At 58.0% G+C, this 26776-nt stretch carries 26 protein-coding genes, 1 tRNA gene and 1 riboswitch; of the genes, 11 read left to right on the top strand and 16 right to left on the bottom strand.

The genetic code is table 11. The annotated features are described in order from the left end of the window. Positions 1 to 91: 91 nt before the first annotated feature. Entirely contained in the window at positions 92 to 1246 is a 1155-nt protein-coding gene (gene carA / locus ACTG3X_RS01705; RefSeq protein WP_439109496.1) for a glutamine-hydrolyzing carbamoyl-phosphate synthase small subunit, read from the bottom strand. A 144-nt stretch (positions 1247 to 1390) separates the two neighbouring features. On the opposite strand from carA, the gene ACTG3X_RS01700 reads away from it, so the two are divergent. After that, entirely contained in the window at positions 1391 to 1849 is a 459-nt protein-coding gene (locus ACTG3X_RS01700) for a GatB/YqeY domain-containing protein (RefSeq protein ID WP_439109495.1), read from the top strand. A gap of 163 nt (positions 1850 to 2012) precedes the next feature. Further along, entirely contained in the window at positions 2013 to 4301 is a 2289-nt protein-coding gene (locus ACTG3X_RS01695) for a glycosyl hydrolase family 28-related protein (protein ID WP_439109494.1), read from the top strand. Between the two features lie 41 nt (positions 4302 to 4342). On the opposite strand, the gene ACTG3X_RS01690 is transcribed toward ACTG3X_RS01695, so the two are convergent. Continuing rightward, on the bottom strand, positions 4343 to 4996 hold the full coding sequence (locus ACTG3X_RS01690; protein WP_439109493.1) for a hypothetical protein: 654 nt from the start codon (positions 4994 to 4996) through the stop codon (positions 4343 to 4345). Between the two features lie 111 nt (positions 4997 to 5107). Between ACTG3X_RS01690 and ACTG3X_RS01685 the strand changes: the two genes are divergently transcribed. Both ACTG3X_RS01685 and ACTG3X_RS01680 read left to right on the top strand, forming a co-directional pair. Next, positions 5108 to 5404, top strand: coding sequence for a zf-TFIIB domain-containing protein (locus ACTG3X_RS01685; protein ID WP_439109492.1), 297 nt, complete (start codon positions 5108 to 5110; stop codon positions 5402 to 5404). Positions 5405 to 5594: 190 nt separating this feature from the next. Beyond that, a complete protein-coding gene (locus tag ACTG3X_RS01680; RefSeq protein ID WP_439109491.1) occupies positions 5595 to 6179 on the top strand; it encodes a rhodanese-like domain-containing protein in 585 nt (194 codons plus the stop codon). A 115-nt stretch (positions 6180 to 6294) separates the two neighbouring features. On the opposite strand, the gene uvrB is transcribed toward ACTG3X_RS01680, so the two are convergent. Beyond that, positions 6295 to 8487: an excinuclease ABC subunit UvrB gene (uvrB, locus tag ACTG3X_RS01675; RefSeq protein ID WP_439109490.1), complete on the bottom strand. Its 2193-nt coding sequence runs from the start codon at positions 8485 to 8487 to the stop codon at positions 6295 to 6297. Between the two features lie 179 nt (positions 8488 to 8666). On the opposite strand from uvrB, the gene ACTG3X_RS01670 reads away from it, so the two are divergent. Then, entirely contained in the window at positions 8667 to 8978 is a 312-nt protein-coding gene (locus tag ACTG3X_RS01670; RefSeq protein WP_439109489.1) for an ETC complex I subunit, read from the top strand. Positions 8979 to 9101: 123 nt separating this feature from the next. After that, a tRNA-Arg gene (locus ACTG3X_RS01665) sits at positions 9102 to 9178 on the top strand. A gap of 19 nt (positions 9179 to 9197) precedes the next feature. Here the strand turns inward: ACTG3X_RS01665 and ACTG3X_RS01660 are convergent. The 8 genes from ACTG3X_RS01660 to irr form a co-directional block, all read right to left on the bottom strand. Further along, positions 9198 to 9530, bottom strand: a complete 333-nt coding sequence (locus tag ACTG3X_RS01660; protein WP_439109488.1) for a metalloregulator ArsR/SmtB family transcription factor — start codon at positions 9528 to 9530, stop codon at positions 9198 to 9200. A 54-nt stretch (positions 9531 to 9584) separates the two neighbouring features. Next, positions 9585 to 10817 (bottom strand): mandelate racemase/muconate lactonizing enzyme family protein, encoded by a 1233-nt coding sequence (locus ACTG3X_RS01655; protein WP_439109487.1) that lies wholly within the window; start codon positions 10815 to 10817, stop codon positions 9585 to 9587. Between the two features lie 58 nt (positions 10818 to 10875). Next, positions 10876 to 11877, bottom strand: a complete 1002-nt coding sequence (locus ACTG3X_RS01650; protein WP_439109486.1) for a TauD/TfdA family dioxygenase — start codon at positions 11875 to 11877, stop codon at positions 10876 to 10878. 19 nt (positions 11878 to 11896) lie between these two features. Continuing rightward, a complete protein-coding gene (locus ACTG3X_RS01645) occupies positions 11897 to 12979 on the bottom strand; it encodes a Zn-dependent alcohol dehydrogenase (protein WP_439109485.1) in 1083 nt (360 codons plus the stop codon). A gap of 68 nt (positions 12980 to 13047) precedes the next feature. Further along, on the bottom strand, positions 13048 to 14268 hold the full coding sequence (locus tag ACTG3X_RS01640; RefSeq protein ID WP_439109484.1) for a TCR/Tet family MFS transporter: 1221 nt from the start codon (positions 14266 to 14268) through the stop codon (positions 13048 to 13050). A 131-nt stretch (positions 14269 to 14399) separates the two neighbouring features. Then, positions 14400 to 15002 (bottom strand): superoxide dismutase, encoded by a 603-nt coding sequence (locus ACTG3X_RS01635; protein WP_439109483.1) that lies wholly within the window; start codon positions 15000 to 15002, stop codon positions 14400 to 14402. Positions 15003 to 15242: 240 nt separating this feature from the next. Then, entirely contained in the window at positions 15243 to 16232 is a 990-nt protein-coding gene (locus tag ACTG3X_RS01630; protein ID WP_439109482.1) for an NADPH:quinone reductase, read from the bottom strand. Between the two features lie 63 nt (positions 16233 to 16295). After that, positions 16296 to 16724, bottom strand: a complete 429-nt coding sequence (gene irr, locus ACTG3X_RS01625; RefSeq protein ID WP_439109481.1) for a Fur family transcriptional regulator Irr — start codon at positions 16722 to 16724, stop codon at positions 16296 to 16298. Between the two features lie 210 nt (positions 16725 to 16934). Here irr and fabA point away from each other — a divergent pair, with 210 nt between their 5' ends. The 3 genes from fabA (at position 16935) to ACTG3X_RS01610 (ending at position 19618) form a co-directional block, all read left to right on the top strand. Beyond that, positions 16935 to 17444, top strand: a complete 510-nt coding sequence (fabA, locus tag ACTG3X_RS01620) for a bifunctional 3-hydroxydecanoyl-ACP dehydratase/trans-2-decenoyl-ACP isomerase (protein ID WP_439109480.1) — start codon at positions 16935 to 16937, stop codon at positions 17442 to 17444. Between the two features lie 151 nt (positions 17445 to 17595). Next, positions 17596 to 18825 carry a beta-ketoacyl-ACP synthase I gene (gene fabB, locus ACTG3X_RS01615; protein WP_439109479.1) on the top strand — a complete coding sequence of 410 codons (1230 nt, stop codon included), beginning with the start codon at positions 17596 to 17598 and terminating at the stop codon, positions 18823 to 18825. A 4-nt stretch (positions 18826 to 18829) separates the two neighbouring features. Beyond that, complete coding sequence (locus ACTG3X_RS01610) at positions 18830 to 19618, top strand: enoyl-ACP reductase FabI (RefSeq protein WP_439109478.1); 789 nt, start codon at positions 18830 to 18832, stop codon at positions 19616 to 19618. 380 nt (positions 19619 to 19998) lie between these two features. On the opposite strand, the gene trmB is transcribed toward ACTG3X_RS01610, so the two are convergent. The 5 genes from trmB to ybeY form a co-directional block, all read right to left on the bottom strand. Further along, positions 19999 to 20721, bottom strand: a complete 723-nt coding sequence (trmB, locus tag ACTG3X_RS01605; protein ID WP_439109477.1) for a tRNA (guanine(46)-N(7))-methyltransferase TrmB — start codon at positions 20719 to 20721, stop codon at positions 19999 to 20001. Between the two features lie 120 nt (positions 20722 to 20841). Next, entirely contained in the window at positions 20842 to 22023 is a 1182-nt protein-coding gene (gene metK, locus ACTG3X_RS01600) for a methionine adenosyltransferase (protein ID WP_439109476.1), read from the bottom strand. Between the two features lie 5 nt (positions 22024 to 22028). Next, a riboswitch (SAM-SAH riboswitch) is annotated at positions 22029 to 22077 on the bottom strand. A 46-nt stretch (positions 22078 to 22123) separates the two neighbouring features. Next, on the bottom strand, positions 22124 to 23653 hold the full coding sequence (gene lnt / locus ACTG3X_RS01595; RefSeq protein ID WP_439109475.1) for an apolipoprotein N-acyltransferase: 1530 nt from the start codon (positions 23651 to 23653) through the stop codon (positions 22124 to 22126). Beyond that, positions 23637 to 24620 (bottom strand): hemolysin family protein, encoded by a 984-nt coding sequence (locus ACTG3X_RS01590; RefSeq protein ID WP_439109474.1) that lies wholly within the window; start codon positions 24618 to 24620, stop codon positions 23637 to 23639. The genes lnt and ACTG3X_RS01590 overlap by 17 nt, the downstream gene beginning before the upstream one ends. Before the next feature lie 36 nt (positions 24621 to 24656). Further along, positions 24657 to 25160 (bottom strand): rRNA maturation RNase YbeY, encoded by a 504-nt coding sequence (gene ybeY / locus ACTG3X_RS01585; RefSeq protein WP_439109473.1) that lies wholly within the window; start codon positions 25158 to 25160, stop codon positions 24657 to 24659. A gap of 116 nt (positions 25161 to 25276) precedes the next feature. Here ybeY and ACTG3X_RS01580 point away from each other — a divergent pair, with 116 nt between their 5' ends. Then, a complete protein-coding gene (locus ACTG3X_RS01580; RefSeq protein ID WP_439109472.1) occupies positions 25277 to 26095 on the top strand; it encodes a hypothetical protein in 819 nt (272 codons plus the stop codon). Then, entirely contained in the window at positions 26095 to 26748 is a 654-nt protein-coding gene (locus tag ACTG3X_RS01575) for a Fe2+-dependent dioxygenase (protein ID WP_439109471.1), read from the top strand. The genes ACTG3X_RS01580 and ACTG3X_RS01575 overlap by 1 nt, the downstream gene beginning before the upstream one ends. The last annotated feature ends 28 nt before the right edge of the window (positions 26749 to 26776 follow it).

Genomic DNA, 26776 nt, shown 5'->3' with positions numbered 1-26776 from the left:
ACCAAATAAATACCCTAAAGGATAGTAATTGGCATTGGTTAAGCGTCAGTTAATTAAATCTTAATGCTAGGTTAACAACCAAGCTGCATGGTCAACGCGCAGCCATCGAGAGTGCAAACTTTTCAAACAGATAAAAACTATCTTGAGGTCCAGGGCTGGCTTCTGGGTGGTGCTGTACTGAGTATACTGGTCTGCCCTCCATCGCGATGCCACAATTGGACCCATCAAAAAGGGAGATATGCGTTTGGCGGACACCAGCAGGCAGTGTCTGAGCGTCGACAGCGAAACCATGGTTCATAGAGGTTATCTCTACCTTACCCGTGTCTATATCTTTGACTGGATGGTTCGCGCCGTGGTGTCCGTGGTTCATCTTGATCGTTTTGCCACCCAATGCGAGAGCCAGCATTTGGTGCCCAAGACAAATTCCAAAGATTGGAAGGTTGGTCTGAGTAAGGATTTCTTGGATCATGGGCACTGCGTAGGTGCCTGTTGCAGCAGGATCCCCAGGTCCGTTAGACAGGAATACACCATCTGGCTTGTGAGCTAAGATATCTTCGGCTGTTGCGGTCGCAGGCACCACGGTTATGTCGCATCCAACCGAGGCGAGGCATCGCAAGATGTTGCGTTTCGCGCCATAGTCAACAGCGACAACTTTGTATTTTGCTTCTGTTTGCTTTTCGTAGCCCTCTGGCCAGGCCCAACGCATTTCATCCCAGCTGTAGGACTGTGCACATGTGACGCTCTTGGCGAGGTCCATGCCTTCCAGCCCGGGAAAGTCACGTGCAGCTGCAACGAGCGCATCTGTATCGAAAACACCATCAGGGTTGTGTGCAATTGCGGCATGCGGCGCACCTTGCTGGCGTATTGCACGTGTCAAGCGGCGTGTATCTACCCCGCCGATAGCGATGCGGCCGCGAGCAGCCAACCAGTTTGAAAGTGCCTCTGTCGCGCGCCAGTTGCTAGGTGTTGTTGGGTCCCATTTGACCACCATGCCTTCTGAAACAGGGGCGGCTGTCTCGTCATCTTCTGCATTGACGCCAGTGTTTCCGATGTGGGGGAATGTAAAAGTAACAATTTGCCCAGCATAAGACGGGTCGGTCATGATTTCTTGGTAGCCTGTCATGGCGGTATTGAAGCAGAGCTCGGCAACGGTCTGCCCCGTGGCTCCAAAACCGTGCCCAAAGAAGACAGTTCCGTCTGCAAGCGCTAGGCACGCTGTGGGATGCGAGTGAGACACCTGCGCCATGTGAGTTACTCCATCTGGTAAATTGGCGCATTCCTACGTCTGGGGCACGCGAGGGTCAAGGGCTCATGCACTGGTTGTTTCCTTCTTAACACTTGTTTAAAGTGCGCGGTCTGACATGCATTCTGATTTAGAGGCTCTACCCCCATGCGCGACGAGATTACGGTAGCACTTAAGCAGGCTATGAGAGACAAAAACGCTGATCGTCTTTCAACACTGAGATTGATCAGTGCTGCGATAAAGGATCGAGATATTGCAGCTCGTGGGGAAGGAAACGATAGCGGTGTTGGCGATGACGAAGTCTTGGCTATTTTGGTTAAGATGGTGAAGCAGCGTCAAGAGAGTGCCCGTGTTTATGAAGAAGGCAACAGGCTTGATCTGTCAGAGCGAGAGCTGTCAGAAATAACAATTATTGAAGAATTTTTGCCACAGCGCCTTAGTGAAGAGAAGACAGAGGAGGCAATTGCCGCTGTCATCGCTGCGACGGGTGCGCAGAGTATCCGTGACATGGGTAAAGTCATGGGTGCTTTGAAGTCTCAATATACTGGTCAGATTGATTTTGGAACTGCTGGGCCAAAAGTTAAGGCCGCACTGACAAATAATTAAAATACAGTTTTGAAGTTAGAAATCGCCAGCCAGCATTGTCGGGTCGGCTGCGTACGCAGTCATGAAGAGCTATTAACCCTTTGTAGATAATCCCTGGACCGTGCGGGTGACCGCAGGAGCTCAATCTATGTTTCCGTTCCATGTGAGCGGTGAAAGGGAATTCATGAACAAAGTGATCACGGATGGTGTGCTGCTCATGCCACCTCAGTTTTCTGGTGGCCTTGATGTTTGGTCTCGACAGGATGGGACACCCGGCTCAGACACTTATGACGTCAGTCCAAATGCGGCATTCGTACCTGCTGATCCTGATTTCGGCGGCTGCCTCGAGTTGGTCAAAACTGACGCAATCCAAAAGCTGCGCTGGATGGGGGAAACACCTATACTACCTGGGTGCTACTTGCAGGTGCGTGCGAAGATTAAGGCAATGAGCGGCCCATTGCCGACGGTACATATTGCCGCGTGGGCTGGGGGAGCAGGGGGCGTCCGTCTGACAGGAGTTGTCGAACAGGGGCCACCAATTGCCTTGGAGAGCTATGGAGAGGTTGTGGAAGTCTCTGCAATTATTGGGGTCGGCAACCGAAATGGTGTTGATATGGTTTGGGGGCGTGAGGCTCGCTATGCTCACATTGGTCTTGATCTGACAGGGACGACGGGCAGCGTTGTTCGAGTTGATGATATCATCGTTGAGGATATCACAAACGTGTTTCTGCGCGATATGCTGGCAATGGTTGATGTGCGCGACTTCGGGGCCGTTGGTGACGGCACAACAGATGACTTGGCTGCATTTGAAGCGGCAGATTCTGCCGCAGATGGGCGAACAGTGCTCGTATCTAAGGGAACCTATTTTCTCGGTGACAACATGACTTTTGAAAGCCGTGTGCGCTTTGAAGGTAAGGTGCGTATAAGTGACAATCATGTTTTTGCGCTTACCAAAGACTTTGATCTACCTTCTTATGTAGATGCATTCGAAAGCGAGGAGCTGGCGTTTAAAAAGGCCCTTCAGGCGCTTTTTGATAACTCAGACCACGAATCTTTAGACATGGGTGGCCGCCGCATCACAATAACAGAGCCGATTGATGTTCGTAATGTCGTTGGTCGTGATAGATACTCCACGCGACGACATATCCATAGCGGGCAGCTTGAGGTTCAAGCTGGTGTAGCATGGGATACTGAAGTCTTTGCTGCGCAAGGGACTTATTCAGTTGCCAGTGGCGCAAAGCTGACGGGTGTCACCAATATTGCGAGTATCCCAGTCGGTGCACTGGTGGAAGGCAATGGCGTTGGCCGCGAAGTCTACGTGCGTGCCAAGAATATTGCCGCTCAAGAGATCACACTTTCTCAACGGCTCTATGATGCTGAGGGAACGCAGAATTTTACATTCCGCCGTTTCAAATATGTACTTGATTTCAGCGGTATGGAAGATCTCGACCGGTTCTCGCTCGAAGATATCGAATTCCGGCTTCAAGAAGAAGCAAGTGGAATACTCCTCGCACCAACGGGGCTTATATTTTCAGTTGAAAACTGCTTTTTTACGGGTCCAAAGGATCGCGGTATAACCAGCCCGGGTGAGGGATGCCAAGGCTTACATGTCGATCGTTGCCAATTCCTTTCAAGCGAAAACCCGATCCGCTCCCAGGATCGAACGTCGATTGCGCTGAATACAAATGGTAACGATGTAAAGCTGCGCAACAATCGAGTCGTGAAATTCCGCCACTTCGCCGTTATTGCAGGCTCGGGATCGATCATCACGGGGAACCACTTTTTTCAGGGAGATGGTGAGACTAACGGTTTGCGTCTGGCTGGTATCGTCCTGACAGGCACCAACTGCCGTGCAACCCTTGATGGCAACTACATCGACAATTGCTTTATTGAGTGGTCAAATGAGCATGATGATGAGCCTGACTTTAACTCCGAATATTCGTTCAGCCAGCTCAATGTGTCGAACAACATATTTCTTGCGAGCCATGTCGCTCCTTGGTTCAGCTACATCGTCGTGAAGCCACACGGAGCCGGTCACTTTCTCAATGGTCTGAACGTACAAGGCAATTTCTTCCGCATCATCGGCGGGCAGATCGACCGTGTCGAGCGTATCGACAACAGCTTTGCCGATTTTAACTACTCTCGCATGAAGAATATCACTTGGCGGGACAATATGTATGCGGCTGTTGATGTGCCAACAATCAACCCGTTTGTGTATACGCACACCCAGCAAACCGAGAGTGACCGATGGGTTGTGAGTGGCAGCCCCCAGCTGCCTTTTGGTGGTTGGGTACGTAAAGTTGAATCTGTGGTCGCTGAGGGCGCGATCAGGAACATTGCCAACGTAAGGCGGTTTGACATGCCCTATGTTGACGTAGCCCAAGGCGTGAACAATGACGAGATCCACCTCAATTGGAGCCAACCTGTCCGAGGGGACGTTGTTCTGACCATGCGTATGGATACACCTCTCTGAAAAGCCTTCACAGGGCGCAAGAGTTTGCTGCGCCCTGTGAGCTAAAAAGCTCTCCAAAAACCAACTTTTAAACCATATTCAGACGCTCCTCTCAGCCCGACTGATCCACCTATTTCGACGTGTGTGGATTTGCCCGCGGGCAGCGCAAAAGACGGTGCAAGGCGTAGAAAACTTGAGTCTCCCTGCTGCTTTCCAGCTTGGATTTGTACCATCGCTTTGAAATCGTTACTGTAAGTTTGCCCGTATGTAATATCGAATTTGAAATCAGATATTTGTTGTCCCAAGTGGTGTTCAAGCAAGCCGTCAACCGTTAACCAGCCTGAGCTTTCTTTATACTCAAAGCTACGACCGTAAGACATTCCAGGCCTGATGACACTGTTGCCGGCAATTGTTCCAAGGCCCAATTCGGCTGCAAAATGATGAGTTTGGTTTCTCAGCCAAATTGGATAACGCAGAAACATGATCCCTTTGGTCTCGCCCGAGACAGAATGTCCTATATCCGCACCCAGCGTCAGTTGATTTGTAAGGCCATACTCAAGATATGTACTAAAATAATAGTTTTCAGGGCCACTTAAGCTTGCGGCCGTGACTTGAAGCGAGCTCATGGCAAAGCCTTGGCCCCTCTGCCTAGGCCAGGGGCCAGCTGCTGCAGCTTCGATCAGCATCAGAGTAAAAAGAAAACTAAGTTTTAACATCATATTTAACCCAAAGTTTAAAATCGTCAAAATTGGTAAAGGTTTGGTTAATGAGGTTGAAGCGGGCGCAGGTAGACTTACTTTGGTAGAAACAAAAAGGATTATGCGCTTATGAAATGCCCCGTTGACGGAGAATTGCTGGTGATCACTGAGCGGAGCGGTGTCGAACTCGACTATTGCCCAAGATGTCGCGGTGTTTGGCTTGATCGAGGCGAACTTGACAAAATTATCGAGGTTGCGGCTGTTACGGCACCAGAGCCTGTCGCGGCACCTCTGCATATGCGGGATGTTCGAGATTCTTATCGCGAACCTCGCAGAGATGAGCGTCGCGATGACGAAAGCCGCCGCCGCAAGAAAAAACGGGGTGGGTTTGCAGATATTTTGGAAGATCTGTTTGATTTTGACTGAAACGCGTCCCTTGTGAGCTTGCGCAGGGGCAAGGGGGCTTGGCTTTTGGCTTTGACCTGCTGCGCCTTGGCCTGATACCTTCACTCAAAATAGGGGTTAGGTATGAAAATATTTTGTTTTTTGACACTTTTGACCGTTGTTTCAGGGTGTGGGGTGCCGTTTGTGCCTTTTGTTTAAGGGGAGGGTAAAAATGCGACTTTGGATATGTGCGTTGGTTTTGAGTGCGGGGGCCGCCGCCGCTCAGGATGTATCAATTGCAAAAGGTATGGGGTCTGTGACGGTAGAAACTGCACAAGGCGCCGTCGAAATTTCAAGAATTCAGGATCAAGACAACCAGATTTCGGGTGACTGGGCTCTCACTTCGCGGGCCTGCCCGAGTTTTTGTGTGCAACCGATTCTCCCGGCACCGGGTGTAACGCCGATTGGCGAGCTGGAGTTGCTCGACTTTCTCAATGACCCTGAAGTTGTCGTTATAGACGGTCGTGTGCCGCGCGACTTTGCGGGTGGAGCCATCCCCGGCGCGGTGAATGTACCCTATACAGAAGCAGCCGATAGGCTCGGCGAGCTTGGCTGTGAGCCCGACTTTGAAGGGTTTATCTGCGAGGGAGAGGGCGTGAAACGCGCGGCTCTTTATTGCAACGGGCCCTGGTGCGGACAGTCGCCCACCGCTGCGCGGCGGATGATTGAAGCGGGCTTTCCTGCGGAAAAGCTCTACTATTACCGCCCCGGAATGCAGGGCTGGCGAATGCTTGGACTGACTGTGACTGGGGAATGAGTTACCGATTGCTGGATCTGTTACTCATGCTGACGATCAGGTTTTGGGCTTGGGGGGGGCGTGGGTTAACACCCACCCGTCTTAAACTTTGTGATAGGCTTAATTGACTATTTTCTCACCGCCCCCGCCGCTTCACATTTCCGCCGCGTTGCCCGCCACGGCCTGCTGTTGAGCGGCCGCGTGCTTTTGTGGCTTCCGCGCCAGCGGCTTCTACGGCGGACTGGCGTGCCAGTGGGTCATCGGCGATGGCCAGATCAACGGCTTCGAGCCGTTTGACCTCATCCCTGAGCCGTGCGGCCTCTTCGAACTCCAGATTTTCTGCAGCTTTGCGCATATCAAGGCGTAGGCCTTCGAGCACAGATTTCAGGTTTCCGCCTTGCAGAGCGGGGTCAATCGTCGCTGTGACGCGGTTCATGTCGACATCGCCTTGATAGAGGCCAGAGAGGATGTCATCGACGTTTTTCTTGACAGTTTCAGGTGTGATACCGTGCTCAATATTATAAGCGATCTGCTTTTCGCGGCGACGGTCTGTCTCGCCCATCGCGCGTTCCATGGAGCCTGTGATTTTGTCGGCATACATAATCACGCGGCCCTCGGCGTTGCGCGCAGCGCGGCCGATTGTCTGGATGAGCGAGGTTTCAGAGCGCAAAAAGCCCTCTTTGTCCGCATCCAGAATGGCCACAAGGCCACATTCAGGGATATCGAGGCCCTCGCGCAGAAGGTTGATCCCGATGAGCACATCAAAGGTGCCCAGGCGCAGGTCGCGCAAGATTTCGATCCGTTCCAGCGTGTCGATTTCGGAGTGCATGTAGCGCACGCGCACGCCTTGTTCGTGCAAATATTCGGTGAGGTCTTCGGCCATGCGCTTGGTGAGCGTGGTACAAAGCACGCGCTGGCCCTTTGCGGCGACGCGTTTGACTTCATCAAGCAGATCATCGACCTGAGTTTCCACAGGGCGGATCTCGATCATCGGGTCTAAAAGGCCGGTGGGGCGGATCACTTGCTCGGCAAAGACGCCGCCTGACTGCTCCAGCTCCCATTTGGAGGGGGTGGCGGAGACAAAGACCGACTGAGAGCGCATCGCGTCCCATTCCTCGAACTTGAGGGGGCGGTTGTCCATGCAGGAGGGCAGGCGGAATCCGTGCTCGGCCAGTGTAAATTTGCGGCGGTAGTCGCCCTTATACATCCCGCCGATTTGGGGCACAGACACGTGGCTTTCGTCGGCAAAGACAATCGCGTTGTCGGGGATGAATTCAAACAGCGTGGGGGGCGGCTCGCCTGTTTTGCGGCCCGTGAGGTAGCGGGAGTAGTTCTCGATTCCGTTACAGAAGCCTTGGGCTTCCATCATCTCAAGGTCAAAATTTGTGCGCTGTTCAAGGCGTTGGGCTTCAAGCAGTTTGCCCTCGCTGACAAGCTGGTCAAGCCGCATGCGCAGCTCTGCCTTGATGTGCTGGATCGCTTGCAACAGCGTTGGTTTGGGTGTCACGTAGTGTGAGTTGGCGTAGACGCGCACTTTCTCCAAAGTACCTGCTTTTTCGCCTGTGAGCGGGTCAATTTCTTGAATGCTCTCAAGCTCTTCGCCAAAGAAGCTCAGTTTCCAGGCGCGGTCATCAAGGTGGGCTGGCCATATTTCGAGACTGTCACCGCGCACACGGAAAGAGCCACGCTGAAAGCCTGCATCGTTGCGTTTGTATTGCTGCGCGACAAGATCGGCCATGATGCTGCGCTGGTCGTATTCTTTACCAACTTCGAGGTCTTGTGTCATTGCGCCATAGGTTTCGACAGAGCCGATGCCATAGATGCAACTGACCGAGGCGATTATGATGACATCATCGCGCTCCAGCAGGGCGCGCGTGGCAGAGTGGCGCATGCGGTCGATCTGTTCGTTGATCTGGCTTTCCTTCTCGATGAAGGTGTCAGAGCGCGCCACATAGGCTTCGGGCTGGTAATAGTCGTAAAAGCTGACGAAATATTCCACCGCGTTTTCAGGGAAAAAGCCTTTGAACTCGCCGTAAAGCTGGGCTGCGAGCGTTTTGTTGGGCGCAAGAATGATGGCAGGGCGCTGTGTTTGCTCGATGATTTTGGCCATTGTGAAGGTTTTGCCGGTGCCTGTGGCACCGAGTAGCACCTGATTGTGCTCACCGTCGAGGATCCCTTGGCTCAGCTCGGCGATGGCTGTGGGCTGATCGCCCGCCGCTGTGAAAGGCGTATGCATCACAAAGCGTTTGCCACCTTCGAGCTTTTCACGCCCGCGCACGTCACTTGAAGGGGCATTTGTCAGGGCTGGGGCGTGTTCGGTCTGGGACATTTGGGCGCTCGCGGTTGGTGCAGTCTTCTAACTTGAGCTATTGGAGGCAAATTGCAAGGCCATGGGTGCGGATCATCTGGCTGGGTTTGGTGAACAAAGCTTCATGATGGACTGAATTGCGCCTTGCGGGGCGGGCGCAAATCCTTGATAAATGGGCCCGAGTTAGAGGAGCACGTCTGATGCGCGCAAGAATTTACAAGCCAGCCCGCAACGCCATGCAATCGGGCACAGCCAAAAGCAAACGCTGGGTGCTGGAATTTGCGCCGGCTTCGCGCCGCGAAGTTGACCCTTTGATGGGGTGGACCTCGTCTGAAGATACGCAAGCGCAAGTAAAGCTGCGTTTTGACAGTAAAGAGGCCGCGCTCGAATATGCCAAGGCACATGAGATCGAAGCTGTTGTGCGCGAGCCCAAGCCGCGCAAAGCCAACATCCGCGCAGGTGGCTATGGCGAAAACTTTGCCACCAACCGCCGTGGTGCATGGACACATTGAGCTTTCGGGCTTGTTTTCGGCGCTCGTTTTAGAGCTGATTTTAGACTTTCTGAAAAAGACATGTGCAGGAAGCCGCCTGAGGCCTTGCCTTTGTCCGGGAGTTTGCGCAAAACGGGCGCATGCGGTCCTGTAGCTCAACTGGATAGAGCAGCTGACTTCTAATCAGCAGGTTGAGGGTTCGAGTCCTTCCGGGATCGCCATTTCTAAAGCAGAATGACCCTAACGGCAGGTTGCGCCTGCGGGGGCGCAGAAAAGTCGGTAGAGCATACCGATGACTTCGGCTGTTTTATCATCCCCGAGAGCGTAAAAGATGGTTTTGCCCTCGCGGCGGGTTGTGACGAGGCCGTCGTCACGCAGTCGCGCAAGCATCTGGCTGACGGCGGCTTGGCGCAAATCAAGGAGTTGCTCCAGCTCCCCCACAGATTTTTCGCCAGATCCCAAGTGACACAAGATCATCAACCGACCCTCATGAGCCAGTGTTTTAAGATATGACGCTGCATCCGTGGCGTTTTGCGCCATTTCGGAGGGCGGGGGCGGGCTTTCTTTCAGCATGTGTCTCTCACATAGGTTTTTCTCTATGTATCACGCCCTTTCAGGTTTGGCGAGTTAGTGTGAACTTGCGGGCGCGCCACCCTGAAAGTTGTTGCCGTTTTGATAGTCGCAGGGGTCTTCCTGCATCTGCAAATGCAGCGCTTCGCCGCGGTAAGGGTGGGCGCGGGCGAGGTCTTCATCGACCTCAATTCCAAGCCCGGGCGCATCCGAGAGGCGTACAAAGCCGTTCTCAACCCGAATCGAGCTGCGAATAAGGGCATCGTGGAACTCTGTTTCGATGGTCTCTGCGAGCAGCAAGTTGGGAATAGACGTCGCCAGATGCAGGTTGGCGGCCCATTCGATGGGCCCTGCGTAGAGATGAGGGGCCATTTGCACGTTGTAACATTCGGCCATGGCGGCGACTTTTTTCATCTCCCAGATGCCACCTGCGCGGCCCAAAGCGGGCTGAAGGATTTCGGCAGCGCCTGCGCGCAGCACGGCGCCGAATTCGGCTTTGGTTGTCATTCTTTCGCCTGTGGCGACAGGAATGCGCACATTGCGGGCCACGCGGGCCATGTCTTCGATGTTGTCTGGCGGTGTCGGCTCTTCATACCACAGCGGCGAGTAGGGTTCGATCGCTTGGCCAAGACGAATTGCGCCGCCTGTGTTGAACTGGCCATGCGTGCCAAACAAGAGGTCGGCCTTGTCGCCCACCGCTTCGCGAATGGCTTTGCAGAAGGCCACAGACATGGAGATATCACTCATTGCAGGCATATGGCCGCCGCGCAGCGTATAGGGGCCAGCAGGGTCAAATTTGACCGCGGTGTACCCACGCTCGACGCAGTCGATCGCGCTTTCAGCCGCTGCGTCAGGATCGATAAAGAAGCTGTCCATATCATGGTGCTCAAGCGGGTAGAGATAGGTGTATGTGCGGATTTTCTCGTTCATACGCCCGCCAAGGAGCGCGTAGACAGGCCGCTCGCGTGCTTTGCCCAAGATATCCCAGCACGCGATCTCGAGGCCCGAAAAGGCCCCCATGACCGTAAGGTCCGGGCGCTGGGTGAAGCCGGACGAGTAAACACGGCGGAACATCAGCTCGATGTTTTCCGGGTTCTCGCCTTCCATGTGGCGGGCAAACACATCCTCAATCACCGCGCGCATGGCATCTGGGCCAACTGTGCTGGCGTAGCACTCGCCCCAGCCCACAATGCCTGTGTCGGTCGTGACTTTGACCAGGATCCAGTAGCGCCCGCCCCAGCCGGGCGCGGGGGGGGCTGTTACGATGATATCGAGGTCTTTGAGGTGCATGTGTTCGGCTCCTAAAAGCTATCTGGCGCAGGCGCGCTTGGGTGGGGTTGCTGAGGGGTCATATCATGGTTTCAAGGCGCGCCAGCGCAGCGCGCAATGCGTCTTTGTTGGCATATCGGGCTTTGAGCGTGGTTTGAGGGGGCAGGGCGTGAAGCACGCGGGTGTTATCAAAGAGAAGGGCCTCTTGGCTTGCAAGGGGGACATGGAGGGCCATTTCGGGGCTGGATGTCAGCTCTGTGAAGCGTTGATAGGCGCGGTAGAAGGTTTCCATTGCGTCAAAAGGCACCTCTGTCAGGGGCGCAAGCGCCTCCGGGCTGTGGCGGATGGCGCGCAATGTGCCTTCGGGGCTCATATCTATGATCGGGCGCAGAGCTGCGCCCTCTTCAGGGCTTTCAAAGCGCGCAGAATGTGCGGTGAGGGCTGCGAAGCCCTCGGGGTCTTCCCGGGCCAGCCTGATGGCGCAGGCAAAGCCATCTACCAAGGTGATCTGGCATGGCTCAAGGCTGGCAACCGCTTTGAGGCCGGGGGGCTGCTCATGATAGGGCGCGTCTGTGCTTGGTGAGGTGTTGGGGGCAAGGCCTATGCTCTGGCTGTCGGGTGCGCTGTCAAAGAGCGCGATGAGCTTTGCTATGGCGTCATCTGGCGCGCCTGCTTCTGTCACTTTGGCAAAGCCATAGGTGCGCATGGCATCAAGCCAGCTCAGTTGTGAGGCCTCATAGGCCACGACAGCGCCGATAGGGGCTGTGGGCAAGGCTGATTGCAGCCCTTTGCCCCATGGGGTGCTGCCAGCCGGCATATGGCCTTTTGAGCGCTCTTTGGGCGTGTCGTAGGCATGGTCTTTGAGCCAGGCCAGCGCAAATTGCGCCGTGTTGCCTGTGGGGGCGAAGGTGACAGTGACACTGTCGCCCTCTACCTGCGCGGCGCTGAGCGTGACCGTGCCTGCGGGGCTGGCCAGTGGGGCATGAGGCTGGCCAGCGTTATGATGCAGCCAGACCGCATGAAAACGCTGGCCGTTTGCGCGCAAAACGCGGCCTTCGTCTTCTATCAACGTCTCTGGCATAGGATCTTCCCTTCAGCGCTTAAAAGACGATGACGTTGCGCTTGGCCGTGCCTGTCTTAGTGTCGGCAATCGCTTCGTTGATGTCTTCGAGCGTATAGCGGTTCGAGATCAGCTCATCGAGTTTGAGGCGGCCCTGACCGTAGAGATCGACCATCCATGGAATGTCGCGCTGGATGACGGCATCGCCCATTTTGGAGCCGACCATAGACTGGCCAACAGCCGCGAAATTGCCTGCTTCATAGGTTGAGGCTGCGCCTGTGGCTGGCATTCCTACCATGACGACTTTTCCGCCATAGGCAAGGTAACGGGGGGCCTCGTCGTAGGCGCGGGCAGAGCCGACTGTGACAAGCACCGCGTCAGCGCCGCGGCCCATGGCGTCTTTGGCGGCGCGCCAAGGTTTTTCTTGCGTTGCAAGCACCCCATCGGTTGCACCGAACTCTTTGGCAACGGCGAGCTTTTCCTCGCTCATGTCGACGGCCACGATGCGCCGTGCGCCTGCGATGCGTGCGCCCTGGATCGCGTTGAGGCCAACGCCGCCTGCGCCGATGACCACGACATCCTGACCTGCGCGCAGCTGGGCTGCGTTGACCACGGCACCCACGCCTGTGATGACGCCACAAGAGATGAGCGCGGCGGCGTCTTTGGGCATATCTTCAGGAATCACAACGATCTGGCTCTGATCAACCACAACTTTTTCGGCAAAGGCACCGCAGGCCATGGCCTGATGCAGCTTGCCACCATCGGCTGTTTTGAGGGGGCCGTGGTCACCATCATAGGGGGTTTGGCAGATCACGGGTTTGCCGCCAGCACAGGAGGGGCAGGTGCCGCAAGCGCGGATGAGCGTGACAATGACACTGTCGCCAGTCTTGAAGCCTTTGACGCCAGCGCCCACTGCGGTGATGCGCCCTGCGGCCTCGTGGCCATAGACGGCAGGCAGAGAGCCGCCCCATGCGCCCTCGGCATAGGAGATGTCGGAGTGGCAGATTGCAACTGCGTCGAGTTTGACTTCGACTTCGCCACTTTGGGGCGCGCGCAGCTCGACGGCTTCGACTGTGAGGGGTTTGCCAAATTCGTGGCAAACAGCGGCTTTGATTGTTGTCATATGACTCTCCCTTTTCAAGGGAGCCTGACAAGCCTTGGCTGCGGCTGCAAGCCTGAAAGGCGACGTCGTTACGTCGCGTTCTGGATTTTGCGGGCTGTTCTGTCGGTGATGTAGAGGATGAGGGCGAACCCCATGATGAGCGCGGCCAAAAGAAAGGGCGCGCTGGGCAAATAGAGCGTGCCTTCGGGGCGGGAGAAATAGGCAAAGGCCTGTGTCATCATCAGGGGGGAAACGATCATGGAGAGCGACGACAGAGAGCCAAGCACACCTTGCAGCTCGCCTTGGGCGTTGTTTGGCGCGGCTTGCGACATGGCACCTTGCAGGGCGGGCATGGCGATGGCGCCGATGGAGAAGAGCGGGATGAGCCACAACAGCAAGGTGCCGTTTGTGACGAGGGTGAGCAAAAGGAACGAGGCGATGTTAAAGCACATGCCTGTCACAACTGCGCGGCGCTCCCCCAGAATACGGATGGCGGGGCGCACAAGAAGCCCTTGGGCCAGTGCAAAGCCGATGCCGTACAGGCCAAGGCTGAGGCCGATGGTGCTGGGGGCCCATGCGAAACGCTCGGTGACAAAATAGGCCCAGACGGCGGGGTAGACGTGGGTGGAGATGTTGAAAAAGAAAAACACCACCAGCAGTATTTTGAGCCCGTCAAAGCGCGCGACCGAACGCAGCGCCCCAAAGGGGTTGGCACGTGACCCCTCAAAGCGGCGCTGCTTCTCGGCGGTCACCGTTTCGCGCAGCACGATAAAGCCGAGTATGGCGTTCAGAAGCGCCAGAGCGGCGGCGGCCCAAAAAGGCGCGCGCGTGCCGAAATCAGCCAGCAAACCGCCCAGCACAGGCCCGATAATGAACCCGATGCCAAACCCCGCGCCGATCAGCCCGAAACGGGCGGCTTTTTCATGGGGTTCGGAGACATCGGCCATATAGGCCATGGCGGTGCTATGTGTCGCCGCTGTGATGCCGCCAACAAGGCGCCCTGCGAGCAAAAGCCAGATAGAGCCAGCAAGTGCCATAACAACGTAATCCGCAGACATGACCAAAAGGCTAACAAGCAGGACGGGCCGGCGGCCAAACCTGTCAGAGAGCGCGCCAAGCAAGGGCGAGAAGAGAAACTGCATGACGGCGAAAGACGTGGCCAGAATGCCGCCCCAAAGGGCTGCGTTGGCGAGTGTGCCACCGCGCACCTCCTGAATAAGCTCTGGCATCACAGGCACGATTAGGCCAATGCCCATAGCGTCAATGACCACGGTCATGACGATGAAAAAGACAGGCAGACGCGCGCGCATTTGAGCATAACTTTCACAGGAACGGTTTGGGCGCAGATAGGCTTGGCGGGGCCGTAAGGCAAGCGCCAAACGAAAAAGCGCCCCGCAAGGCTGGCTTGCGAGGCGCTTCAAATGTCTTTTTTTACAGAGGCTTAGCCGAGGCGGCTGGCCACGTTTTCCCAGTTCACCAGATTGTCGAGGAAGTTGGTGAGGTAGACAGGGCGTTTGTTGCGGAAATCGATGTAGTAGCTGTGCTCCCACACGTCGCAGCCCAGAAGCGCTGTCTGGCCAAAGCAGAGCGGGTTTACGCCGTTTTCTGTCTTGGTGACGGCGAGTGAGCCGTCGGCGTTTTTCACGAGCCAGCACCAGCCCGAGCCGAACTGACCCGCGCCAGCTGCGGCGAAGTCTTCTTTGAATTTGTCAACGGAGCCAAAGCTCTCGGTGATGGCTTTTTCCAGCTCGCCGGGCATGGCTGTTTTGGTCGGGCTCATCATGTGCCAGAATTCGTTGTGGTTCCACAACTGACTGATATTGTTGAAAATACCGTTCTGGGCGACAGATGATTTATCATATGTGCCGACGATGATTTCTTCCAGCGTTTTGCCGTCCCATTCGGTGCCGGCGATCAGCTTGTTGCCGTTGTCGACATAGGCTTTGTGGTGCAAATCGTGGTGGAACTCGAGCGTTTCGGCGGACATGCCGTGGGCTGCAAGAGCGTCGTGTGCATATGGAAGATCTGGAAGTTCAAAAGCCATGAGAGGTCCCCTTTGGTGTTCGCGTTTATCTGGTGTTCAGATGGGGCCTTCAGGCAGGGAAGGTCAAGGGGCAGGGGCCAAAAAAGCCCCGAAATCGCGCGGCGCACGGTCGGGTTAACGGCGCAAATGCCTCCCGCAAGAGGGGGGGTGATGTGCGTGCACCGCGCGTGCACCGGGCGTGCACCGCCTGATCTGCCCTTGATTTAAGGCTTTGTTAAGTCAACACACCGCGCGGGGGTGTCAGCTTGTCTTAACAAGGATTGCGCCGTAGCGGTTGGCGGCTTCAACGGCTTCATGCGCTTTGGCTGCATCGGCAAGATCAAACAGTTTGTGCACCCGCGCGGTGAGCGCGCCTTCACTCAGAGCGCGGTGAATGTGCTCAATCGCCGCTTTGCGCTCGGCGTCGGGCAGAATGTAGATCAGCGCGATGTCGATCTTGATGGCTTTGAAGAGAAGTGGGCCAAAGGGCAGGGTCGGTGCCATGTTCACAGCAGAGCCATAGGCCGCGATGGTGCCATTGGGGGCCATGACCGCTGCCAAAGTGTCGATGTTGGCCCCGAATTCACACTCCACGGCGCGGTAGATCAGGTTGCCTGAGGTGGCTTGCAAGATGTCGTCGGCAAGCGTGGGGGAGCGGTGGTCAAGCACCAGATCAGCACCAGCGGCTTGGGCTTGATCTGCCGAAGGGCCAGTGGAGGCTGTCGCGATCACGCGTGCGCCAGCCCATTTGGCGAGCTGGACGGCCATAAAGCCGACAGAGCCACCGCCGCCCGAGACAAGCACGGTTTTGTTTTCGACCGGGCCGCCGCCCAGCACGCAATGTGCGGCTGTCAGCGCAGGGATGCCGAGGGATGCGCCTGTTTCAAAGCTGTGCGCGCCCAGCGGCACGGCTTGGGCTGCGGGCAGGGCGATGTATTCGGCGCAGGTGCCTTGGGCGCGCTGCCACTGGCCGTTCCAGACCCAGACGCGCTCGCCCACGCGGTGCGCGTCTACACCTGCGCCGACCGCTTCGATGATGCCTGCACCGTCGGAATGGGGGATGATCTGGGGGAAGGGCGGTTTGGTCACGCCGGGGCGGCCACCTGCGCGGGCCTTTACATCCGACGGGTTCACCCCCGAGAGCGCCAGACGCACAAGGACTTCGCCTGCTTGGGGCGTTGGTGTTTCGATATCTGTGAGGCTGAGCACATCGGCGGCAGGGCCGAAAGCGGAATAGGTGATGGCGCGCATTGGTTATCTCTCCCTGAAGTTGGGAGAGTTGTGCGGCAGTGTCAGGGGGGCGTCAAGCCGTGCTTAGGTGCGGCGCAGGCGGATGACCACGTCGACCGAGGCTATCTCGGCATCGGCGGGGGCGCTGGGCAGGTTGGTGATGTCCATGCGCTCGGTAGAGGCATCGGTGAGCTCGCCTGTGTCTTCCCAGAAGAAGTGGGGGTGCTCTGATGTGTTGGTGTCAAAGTAGCTTTTGTTGCCGTCTACCGTGATCTCGTGCATGAGGCCCGCGTCGCAGAATGCGCGCAATGTGTTGTAGACCGTGGCCAGCGACACAGTGTCGCCCGCGCCTTTGGAGGCATCAAACAGGCTTTCGGCTGTGACGTGGCGGTGTTTGCCATCGCCCACAAGACGCTCGGCCAAAGCAAGGCGCTGGCGCGTGGGGCGCAGGCCCTTTGTGGCAAGCCATTTGGTGCTGCGCTCTGCGGGCGTGGGGGCGGTTGGTAAAGTCATGCGCGCGTCTTGCTTCCTTTTGTGCTGCGCCACGATAGGCGCTGCCTTGCTCTTAATATAGGGTGAAAACTGTGGTGCTTTCAAGCCATAGTGAGAATGCTTCGCAACTTGGACAGGGGGCGGGGGCGCGGCGCGCTCTTGCATGGCCCTTGGGCGGGGTGTTAAAGAAAACAGAACGCTATGATATCAAGACAGAAAGGAGCCCCTCAGATGGCTCAATACCCCAGCAGTTTTGACCGTGACGATTTGCTCAAATGCGCGCGCGGCGAGCTTTTTGGTGAGGGCAACGCCCAGCTTCCCGAGCCGCCCATGCTTATGATGGACCGTATCACCGAGATTTCGGATGATGGTGGTGCGCATGGCAAGGGCCATGTGCTGGCGGAGTTTGATATCAAACCTGACCTTTGGTTCTTTGACTGCCACTTCCCCGGCAACCCCATTATGCCGGGCTGTCTTGGCCTTGACGGCTTGTGGCAGCTGACAGGCTTTAACCTTGGCTGGCGCGGCTGGCTGGGGCGCGGCTATGCGCTGGGCGTGGGCGAAGTGAAGCTCAAGGGCATGGTGCGCCCTGACCGTAAGATGCTGACCTACAAGATCGACTTCACCAAAGCGATCCAGACCCGCCGCCTGACCATGGGGGTGGCTGACGGGATCGTGGAGGCCGATGGCGAAGTGATCTATGAGGTGAAAGATATGAAAGTGGCGCTGAGCGAGAGCTGAGGCGTTTGCTGATATGAAGACGGAAAGGGGCCTGCGGGCCTCTTTTTGCTTTTGGGCAGGGTCTGCGCCGATTGTGCGGGGTGCAACGCGTCTTGCACTTTCCCCTGCCAATGCCCTAGAAAAGCGTAAGCAAATTTAACAGGAGGTGCTCATGCGCCGAGTGGTCGTTACAGGGGTGGGCGTTGTCTCATCCATCGGGAACAATGCAGATGAAGTGCTGGCTTCGCTGAAGGCAGGCAAGTCGGGCATTACATTTAACGAGGATATGGCCGAGCACGGCTTTCGCAGCCGTATTGCGGGCAATGTGAAGCTGAATGTGGCCGACCATGTCGACAAGCGCACGCTGCGCTTTATGGGGCCGGGTGCGGCCTATGCGCATATTGCGATGGGGCAGGCGATTGCCGATGCGGGGCTTGAGCCCGGTGATGTGATCAACGAGCGCACAGGGCTTGTGGCAGGCTCTGGCGGGCCTTCGACATCGGCCATGCTTGCAGCGCATCAGGCGGTGCTGAGCTCGGGCGCGACCAAGCGCATCGGGCCATTTGCTGTGCCCAAGACGATGTGTTCGACCGTGTCGGCGAACCTGTCGACGGCCTATCAGATCAAGGGGATCAACTATTCGATCACGAGCGCCTGCTCGACCAGCCTGCATTGCATTGGCAACGCGGCCGAGCAGATCATGATGGGCAAGCAGGACATCATGTTTGCGGGCGGTGGCGAAGAGCTGGACTGGACGTTGAGCTGCCTCTTTGACGCTATGGGCGCGATGAGCAGCAAATATAACGACACGCCCGAGAAAGCCTCGCGCGCGTTTGATGCGAACCGTGACGGCTTTGTCATTGGCGGCGGCGGCGGCATCCTTGTGCTCGAAGAGCTGGGCCATGCGCAGGCGCGCGGCGCGAAGATCTACGCCGAAGTGACGGGCTATGGCGCGACATCGGATGGGGCTGACATGGTTGCGCCGTCGGGTGAGGGCGGCATGCGCGCGATGAAGCTGGCGCTGGCCACGCTGCCCGAGGGGCGGCAGGTTGATTACATCAACGCACACGGCACCTCCACGCCTGTGGGCGATGTCGGCGAAGTGGAAGCGGTGCGCAGCGTCTTTGACGGGATCAAACAGCCGGTGATTTCATCGACCAAGTCGATGACGGGCCACAGCCAAGGCGCGACAGGCGCGCAGGAGGCGATCTACTGCCTTCTGGCTCTGGAACATGATTTCATCATCCCCAGCATCAACGTGGAAACCCTCGACCCAGCCATTCGCGAGGGCGAGATTGCGACGGCCCTCGTCGAAAATGCAGGTCTTGATAGCGTGATGACCAACTCGTTCGGCTTTGGCGGAACCAACGGCTCGATGATTTTGTCGAAGTTTAAAGGATAAGTATATGGGCGCTATGGATGGAAAACGCGGGCTGATTATGGGCGTCGCGAACGAGCGCTCTATCGCTTGGGGAATTGCAAAAGCGATGGCAGAGGCGGGCGCCGAGCTTGCGTTTACCTACCAGGGTGAGGCGTTTGGCAAGCGGCTTGAGCCACTGGCCGCCAGCGTGGGCAGCGACTTTATGGTTGATGTCGATGTGACGGATGATGCCTCGCTGGATACGGCATTTGCCCAGCTTGAAGACCGCTGGGGCACGCTCGACTTTGTTGTCCATGCGATTGCCTATAGCGACAAGAACGAGCTGACGGGGCGTATTTTGAACACCTCGCGGGACAACTTCAAAAACTCCATGGATATCTCGGCATACTCCTTTATCGAGGTGGCGCGGCGCGCGCACCCTATGATGGAAGAGAATGGCGGCACGCTTCTGACGCTGACCTATATGGGCTCAACGCGGGTCACTCCCAACTACAACGTGATGGGCGTGGCGAAGGCTGCTTTGGAAGCCACGGTGCGCTATCTGGCGAACGATCTCGGCCCTGAAGGCATCCGCGTGAACGCGATCAGCCCCGGCCCGATGAAGACTTTGGCGGGGGCGGCTATCGGCGGCGCGCGTGCCACCTTCAAGCACACCGACAAGAACGCGCCACTGCGCTCCAATGCAACGCTGGAGGCGGTGGGCGGAACGGCTGTTTACCTTGCTTCAGATGCGGGGGCGTTCACCACCGGTGAGATTATCCGTGTGGACGGGGGCTTCCATGTGCTGGGGATGCCGCAGCAGGACAACCTCTGAAACCTTTCGAATTTGCTGACGCAAATCCGACCAACGCGCGGGGCAAAGCCCCGCGCGTTTGCGTTCGGGCCTGGCCTTTTAAAAGCCTGTTTGCTTGGCTCTGGTTGAGCGGGGGGCCAGCCCCCCCAGCGTCAAAAGCTGCGCTTTTGCCCCTTCCCCCGGGATATTTGGGGCAAAAAGAAAGAAAAAACGCGTGTGTTTACCAGCCGTTAAGCTCTTGGGGGTAAAACGGTCTTGCGTCACAGACTGAAGAGCCGAAAAGACGCGCAAGGTAAGTCGCCCCGTCGATGGTTACAGCTTCGGTTCGTGTTGGTTACAAGTTTAGACGGGGCGCAGCTTGCGCCCCTTTTTCTTTGTGGCAGACACGTCTGCGTCCCAGTTCAGATTTTGCGGAAGGTCAGGTAGTGGGGCGTGCGCCCCTCGCGGTGGGCTTTTTGCTCATAGCGCGTTGAAATCCAGTCTGCCCAAGGTTTGCGCCAGTCTTCGGGCGCTTCTGCGAGCCATTCGAAGCCTGCTTTTGGCACTTCTTCGAGGGTTTGGCGCACATAGTCGGGGATGTCGGTGGCGACGCGAAAGATGGCTCCGCTTTTGAGCTTGGCGGCCAGTGGCACGAGATGTTCCTGCGTGACAAAGCGGCGGCGGTGGTGGCGCTTTTTGGGCCACGGGTCAGGGTAGAGCAGGAAGGCGCGGGACAGGCATCCGTCGGGCAAGACATCAAACATGTCGCGCGCATCGCCCGGGTGGATGCGGATATTGTCGCATTTGGCGTTGCGGATTTTGCCCAGGAGCATGGCCACCCCGTTGATATAGGGTTCACAGCCGATAAAGCCGACATCGGGGTTTTGAGTGGCTTGGTGCACCATATGCTCACCGCCGCCAAAGCCGACTTCAAGCCAGATATCACGCGCGCCAAAGAGCGCCTCAAGATCAAGGGGGGTGCGCTCGGGGTTCTCTTCCCAGCCGACTGCGCCGGGGGAGAGATCTTGCAGGTCTTCCTCAAGGTAGCCTTCCTGGGAGGGGCGCAGGCCCTTGCCTTTGAAACGGCCATAGAAGTTGCGCCACGGGGCGCCTGAGGGGTGGTTTTCGGGTGTGTTTTTGCTCATGGGCGGGCTTTAGCGCGAAAGCGGGCGCGGTGCAATCAGCCTGTGCGAGGCGCTGCGGGGGCATGCAAAAAGGCGCAGGGGGATCCCTGCGCCTTTGGTCTGTCTTGGTTTGCTCGATGATTAGACGGCTTTTTTGAGCGCCTCGACAAGGTCTGTACGCTCCCATGAGAAGCCGCCGTCGGCCTCGGGGGCGCGGCCGAAGTGGCCATAGGCGGCGGTGCGCGCATAGATCGGCTTGTTGAGCTCAAGGTGCTCGCGGATGCCGCGGGGCGTGAGATCCATGCACTGGGCAACGGCGCGTTCGATGGCGGCGTCATCGACTTCGCCTGTGCCGTGGGTGTCAACGTAGATTGACAAAGGCTTGCTCACGCCGATGGCGTAGCTGAGCTGCAGGGTGCAGCGCTCGGCCATGCCTGAGGCGACCACGTTTTTCGCGAGATAGCGCGCGGCGTAGGCCGCCGAGCGGTCAACCTTTGTCGGGTCTTTGCCTGAAAACGCGCCGCCGCCGTGGGGCGCTGCGCCGCCGTAGGTGTCGACGATGATCTTGCGGCCTGTCAGGCCTGCGTCCCCATCGGGGCCGCCGATGACAAACTTGCCTGTCGGGTTCACGTGCCATTCTGTCTCGGGCATGATCCAGCCTTCGGGGAGCACTTCGAGAATGTAGGGCTCGACAACGGCGCGCACGTCTTGGGATGTCATGTTTTCGTCGAGGTGCTGGGTCGAGAGCACAATCGAGCTGATGCCCACGGGCTTGCGGTCTTTGTAGACAACCGAGATCTGGCTCTTCGCGTCGGGGCCGAGCGTTGGCTCGGTGCCGTCTTTGCGCACTTCGGCCAGGCGGCGCAGGATCGCATGGGCAAACTGGATCGGCGCGGGCATGAGCGCGTCTGTCTCGGTGCAGGCGTAGCCGAACATGATGCCTTGGTCGCCTGCGCCTTCTTCCTTGTCGCTTGAGGCGTCTACGCCTTGGGCGATATGGGCTGACTGCTCATGCAGGAGGTTGGTGATTTCGCAGGTTTTCCAGCTGAATTTCTCTTGGTCATAGCCGATGTCTTTGATGCAGTCGCGCGCGATGCCATCAATCTTGCCGATGTATTCGGCGAGTTTGGCTTGATCGGAGAGGCCGACTTCGCCGCCGATGACCACACGGTTGGTTGTGGCGAAGGTTTCGGCGGCCACACGCGCTTCGGGCTCTTGGGCGAGAAAGGCGTCAAGGACGGCGTCTGAAATGCGGTCGCAGACTTTATCCGGGTGGCCTTCGGAAACGGATTCCGAGGTGAAAATATAGTTGTTACGTGCCATGAAAGTGCTCCGGTGTTGTTATACCGTCCCGTCAGGAAGCCGTTGGGAGGGCGATTTGCTCGTTATGTGAGATCGTCAGTCGCTTGCCTGCGTGCAGTTGTCAACGTGATTTAGGGTCGCGCGTACGGGTTGTGCGGGGGCGTTGCCAAGAGGCCGCCATGAGGAGCAGAGCCAGAGCGAGGACGGGCCAGTCGCCTGTGTGGCTGTAGAACGTGGGCGGCAGCGGGGCGGGGAGGCGGGCGTCGACAAAGCCAGCCTCGCCGAGCGCCAGAGAGGCCGTGACACGCCCTTGTGCGTCGATCACGGCGGAGATGCCTGTGTTGGCGGCGCGCACAAGTGGCAGGCCTTGCTCGATGGCGCGCATACGCGCTTGGGAGAGGTGCTGCTGGGGGCCGGAGAAACGGCCAAACCAAGCATCATTGGTGATCTGCAACAGCAGCTGCGGCCGCGCGGGGGCGGCGCGCACATCTTGCGGGAAAACGGCTTCATAGCAGATCAGCGGCAGTGCGGCACCGATGCGCGGCAGCTCGATCAGCCGCGGGCCCGGGCCTGCGGAGTAGCCGTTGCCCTCTTGCGCGGCGAAGCCCCGCAGCCCAAAGCGCGCCAGAGAGTCGCCAAAGGGGATATATTCGCCAAAGGGCACGAGGTGGTGTTTGTCATAGAGGGCGGCTTGCGCGCCTGTGCCGTCGAGCAAGAGAAGCGAGTTGTAAAGGCGTCGTGCATCAAAGCGCTGGATGCCAAGGACCACGGGCGTGCCAGCTGCGGCTTGGGTGACCATGTCGAGCGCTGTGTCGGCGCGCTCCAATGTCCAGGGCACGGCGGTTTCGGGCCAGATGATAAGATCTGGGCGCTGGCCTGTGGCGCTTGGAGCTTCTGTGAAGCCAAGCTGGCGCTCAAAGAAGACGGGAACAAGTGCCGGGTCCCATTTCTCGTGCTGGGCCGCGTTGGGCTGTATGAGGCGCAGCAGAGGCGCGGTGGCGCTGGCGCGTGTGTCTTGGTGGAGCTGGGGAGCAAGCGCGAGAGCGGCCAGCACAGCGGCGAAGGGGGCATAGCCCAAGAAAGCTGCGCGCAGGGGGCGCGTGGCGAGGGAGACAGCTGTGAGCAGCGCGACGAGAGTGAGCCCGTGGGGACCGATGTAGGCGGCGTAGATGGCCAGCGGGCTTTCAGACCAGAGATACCCGAGGAGCGCCCAGGGAAAGCCTGTGAAGAGATAGCTGCGCGCCACTTCTGCCAATGTGAGCGCACCGATGAAGGCCAAGCGGCCGCGCGCGTGGGCAAAGCCTGTGGCCAGCCCCCAAAAGAGCGCAAGGCCTGCCGACATGAAGAACAGCGCAAAAGGCGCCATCCATGCGTGGCGCCACGGATCGACCATGAAAGGCTCGATGAGCCAGATGAGTGCGAAGGCAAAATAGCCCGTGCCTGCGGCCCAGCCTGTGAAGGCGGCGGCGCGGCGGCTGGGGGCTGCTGACACCACAAGGAAGACGCAGGCCAGTGCCACAAGCGCCAGCGGCCAGAGGGCAAAGGGCGCAAGGCCAAGCGAGGTGACAAAACCAGCAAGCGCCGCGAGGCCCATTTGAGCGCGCAGAGACAGGCCCGAAAGCCAAGGCATCACGTTAAGTGGCTGCCGCATTGCTGCTTTTATCTGCCAGTGCGGCAGCGGTTTTGGCCGCGCGCTCGGCATGACCGGGCAAGCGCACGCGCAAGCGCTTGATGCGGCGCGGGTCGGCATCGACGACTTCAAACTCGAAGCCTTCGGGGTGTTTGACCACCTCGCCGCGCACAGGCACGCGGCCTGTCAGCATGAAAACAAGGCCGCCGAGAGTGTCGACCTCTTCGCTGTCGACTTCATCTACATCTGTCAGGGTGAGGCCGATCTCTTGCTCGAATTCATCCAGCGGTGTTTTGGCCAGCGCCAGATAGCCGCCTTTTTTGTCTTGGGTGAAATAGACGTCTTCTTCGGCGTCGTGTTCATCTTCGATCTCGCCAACGACCTGCTCGATGAGGTCTTCGATGGTGACGAGGCCGTCAACGCCGCCGTATTCATCAATCACGAGGGCCATATGCTTGCGCTCGGCCTGCATTTTGGCCAGCAGCACGCCGATGGGCATGGAGGGTGGAACAAACATGAGCGGACGTAGCATATCCTTGAGCACGAAGGGGCTTTTGGAGGTTCCGTTGAAACCATGCTGGAGCGCGAAATCTTTCAGGTGGGCCATGCCGATGGGGCTGTCGAGCGTGTCTTCATAGACGGGCAGGCGGGTGAGGCCGCTCTCGCGGAACACTGTGACCAGCTCGTCTTTGCTGATGGTTGAAGGCACGGCGATGATATCAGCCGATGGCACCATCACATCCTCAACCGCCATGCGGCGCAGGTTAAGCACGCCGTGGGCGATGTTGGTGCTGGGGCTGCTTTGGGATGTCGCAGGTTTGCCGCCCGCGTCAGACGGGGACAAGGCGCTGATGATGCGCCGCAGAAAGCCTGATTTGGCCTTTGATGTCGGGGTGGGTGGCTCGGTCGGCTCTGGTGTTGAACTGATTGTTGCCTGAGGCTGCGCGCGAAGCGCTGCGCTAGAAGATCCGTCTTTGCTGTCGCCCATTATACCTTACCTTGCGGGAATTTCCGCGTAACCCGTCTAATATGGGTTAGCAATGCCCATTTTGCCAAGTATTTCTGCCTCAATCGTTTCCATAAGCGTGGCATCTTGGTCACGCAGGTGGTCATAGCCCAGTAAATGAAGGGTCGCATGCACGATCAAATGAGTGACATGGGCGTCAAAGCTCTTGCCCTGATCGGCCGCTTCGCGCGCGCAGGTCTCATAGGCGATGGCGATATCGCCTAAAAATCCAGCATCTTCAAAGCCATCAACCTCGACTTCGGGCAGCGCGGGGCGTGCGCCCGGTGTTTCCGGGGCAAGGTCTGTCTCGGGCCAGCTGAGCACATTGGTGGCGGTCGGCTTGTCGCGGAACTCGGTGTTGAGCGTGGCGATGCGCGCGTCGTCGCAGGCGAGACAGGCTATTTCAAACGCGCTCGGGCTGAGGCCAAGGTGGAGCAGGGCTGCAGTTGCCGCAGCTTCGGCGAGTGGCGCGAGGCCAGCGTCTTGCCAGCGGGTGTCTTCAAGGATGAGATCAATCAACATGGCTGCGCCTTAACGTGTTGTGAGGTCTGAATAAAGAAAATTGCTTGACGTCGGTGCGGGAATTTTAATAACTGATAAAAATAGTCAGGTATTGAGTCGCACGAAAGGATAGCCCCATGACGAAAGCCCCCATAGCAGCCCCAAGGCTGATTACCCCTAAGCGCATTGCACTTGCCACACTCGCCGGTATGGCTGTGGCCCAGCCTTTTGACAGTGCTGATATCTTTGTGGGCAAAGCTTTGGCCGAGGCCGCAAACACAGCTTCGGCGGGGGAGGCCGGAGAAGCGGGCGAAGCGGGTGTTGTGCTCAGTGAAGGGCCCTCGGCGTTTCTGACCAAGCTGGGCTATTTTGAAGGCACCTACCGTATTGCGGCGGCGCTTTATCTTGGGGGAGATGCGGCGGCGGCGCAGGCGCATCTGGAGGAGTCACACCACGCGTTTTACGAGGATATCGCGCCAGCCTTGGCCGAGTATCAGGCCGCAGGCTTTGCAGAAGAGGCGGAAGCCTTTTTGGCAGCGATCAATGGAGATTTGGGCGCTGACGCTGTGCGCGAAGCTTACGCAAGCTTGATGACGGCGATTGAGGGCAATGTGATGAGCGCGCAGCCTTCGGCCTATGACAGGCTGTTGTCGGTCCATGAGCTGATCAAGCTGGCGGCGGCGGAATATGATGGTGGTGTGAGCGACGGGGTCGTGGAGATACCGATCGAATTTCGCGACAGCTGGGGCTTTTATGAGACGGCGCGCACGCGGGCCGCAGCTCTTGCCGCCGGGGGCGATGTGAGCCTTGCCAAAGCGGGGGTTGATGTTCTGGCGCAGCTGGATGGGGTGGAGGCGCTCTATCCTGCGCTGACGTCGGAGACGGGCGCATCTGACCCCTCGCAGCTGAGCGTTGCTGCAGGCTGGGCCGAGATTATTGCGCTGAGGCTGAAATAATGGCGCATGTGCTCTCTGATGTGTTGAGCGCAGCGGAGGCGCGCGCGCTCTTTGAGGCCGCGGCGGCGCTGCCGTTTGAGGACGGAGCCAAGACGGCGGGGCGGCTGGCCAAGCGGGTTAAGGACAACCAGCAAGCCGCTGACGGCACAGACACACAGGCGGTGTTGGCGCGGCTGGAGCGCGCGCTCTTGGCGCACCCTGTGTTCGGGGCGCTGGCCTACCCCAAAAGCTTTGCCAAGTTGCTTGTCAGCCGCACCGAAGGTGGGGGGCAGTACGGCGCGCATGTGGACAATGCGCTGATGAATGGGGCGCGCACGGACCTGAGCTTCACCCTGTTTCTGACGCCGCCCGAAGACTATGTGGGCGGTGAGCTGGTGATTATGGATGGGCTTGAAGACCGGGCTGTGAAGTTGGGTCAGGGGGAGCTGATCCTGTATCCCTCTGACAGCTTGCACAGGGTCGAGCCTGTGACGGAGGGCGCGCGGCTTGTGATTGTGGGCTGGGTGCAGAGCTTTGTCAGCGATCCGCGTGCGCGCGAGATTTTGTTTGATCTCTGGACTGCAGCATCTGTTGCGGAGGCGGCTGAAGATTTTGCGCAGGTGCAACGGATCAGCAAGGCCCGCAGCAATTTGCTGAGGATGTGGGCTGTTTAGCAGGGCCATGAGATCTGCTCCAAAGCCC

The sequence above is a fragment of the Lentibacter sp. genome (genome assembly GCF_965658795.1).
Lineage (GTDB): Bacteria > Pseudomonadota > Alphaproteobacteria > Rhodobacterales > Rhodobacteraceae > Lentibacter.
This window is presented reverse-complemented; position numbering and strand designations above follow the sequence as displayed.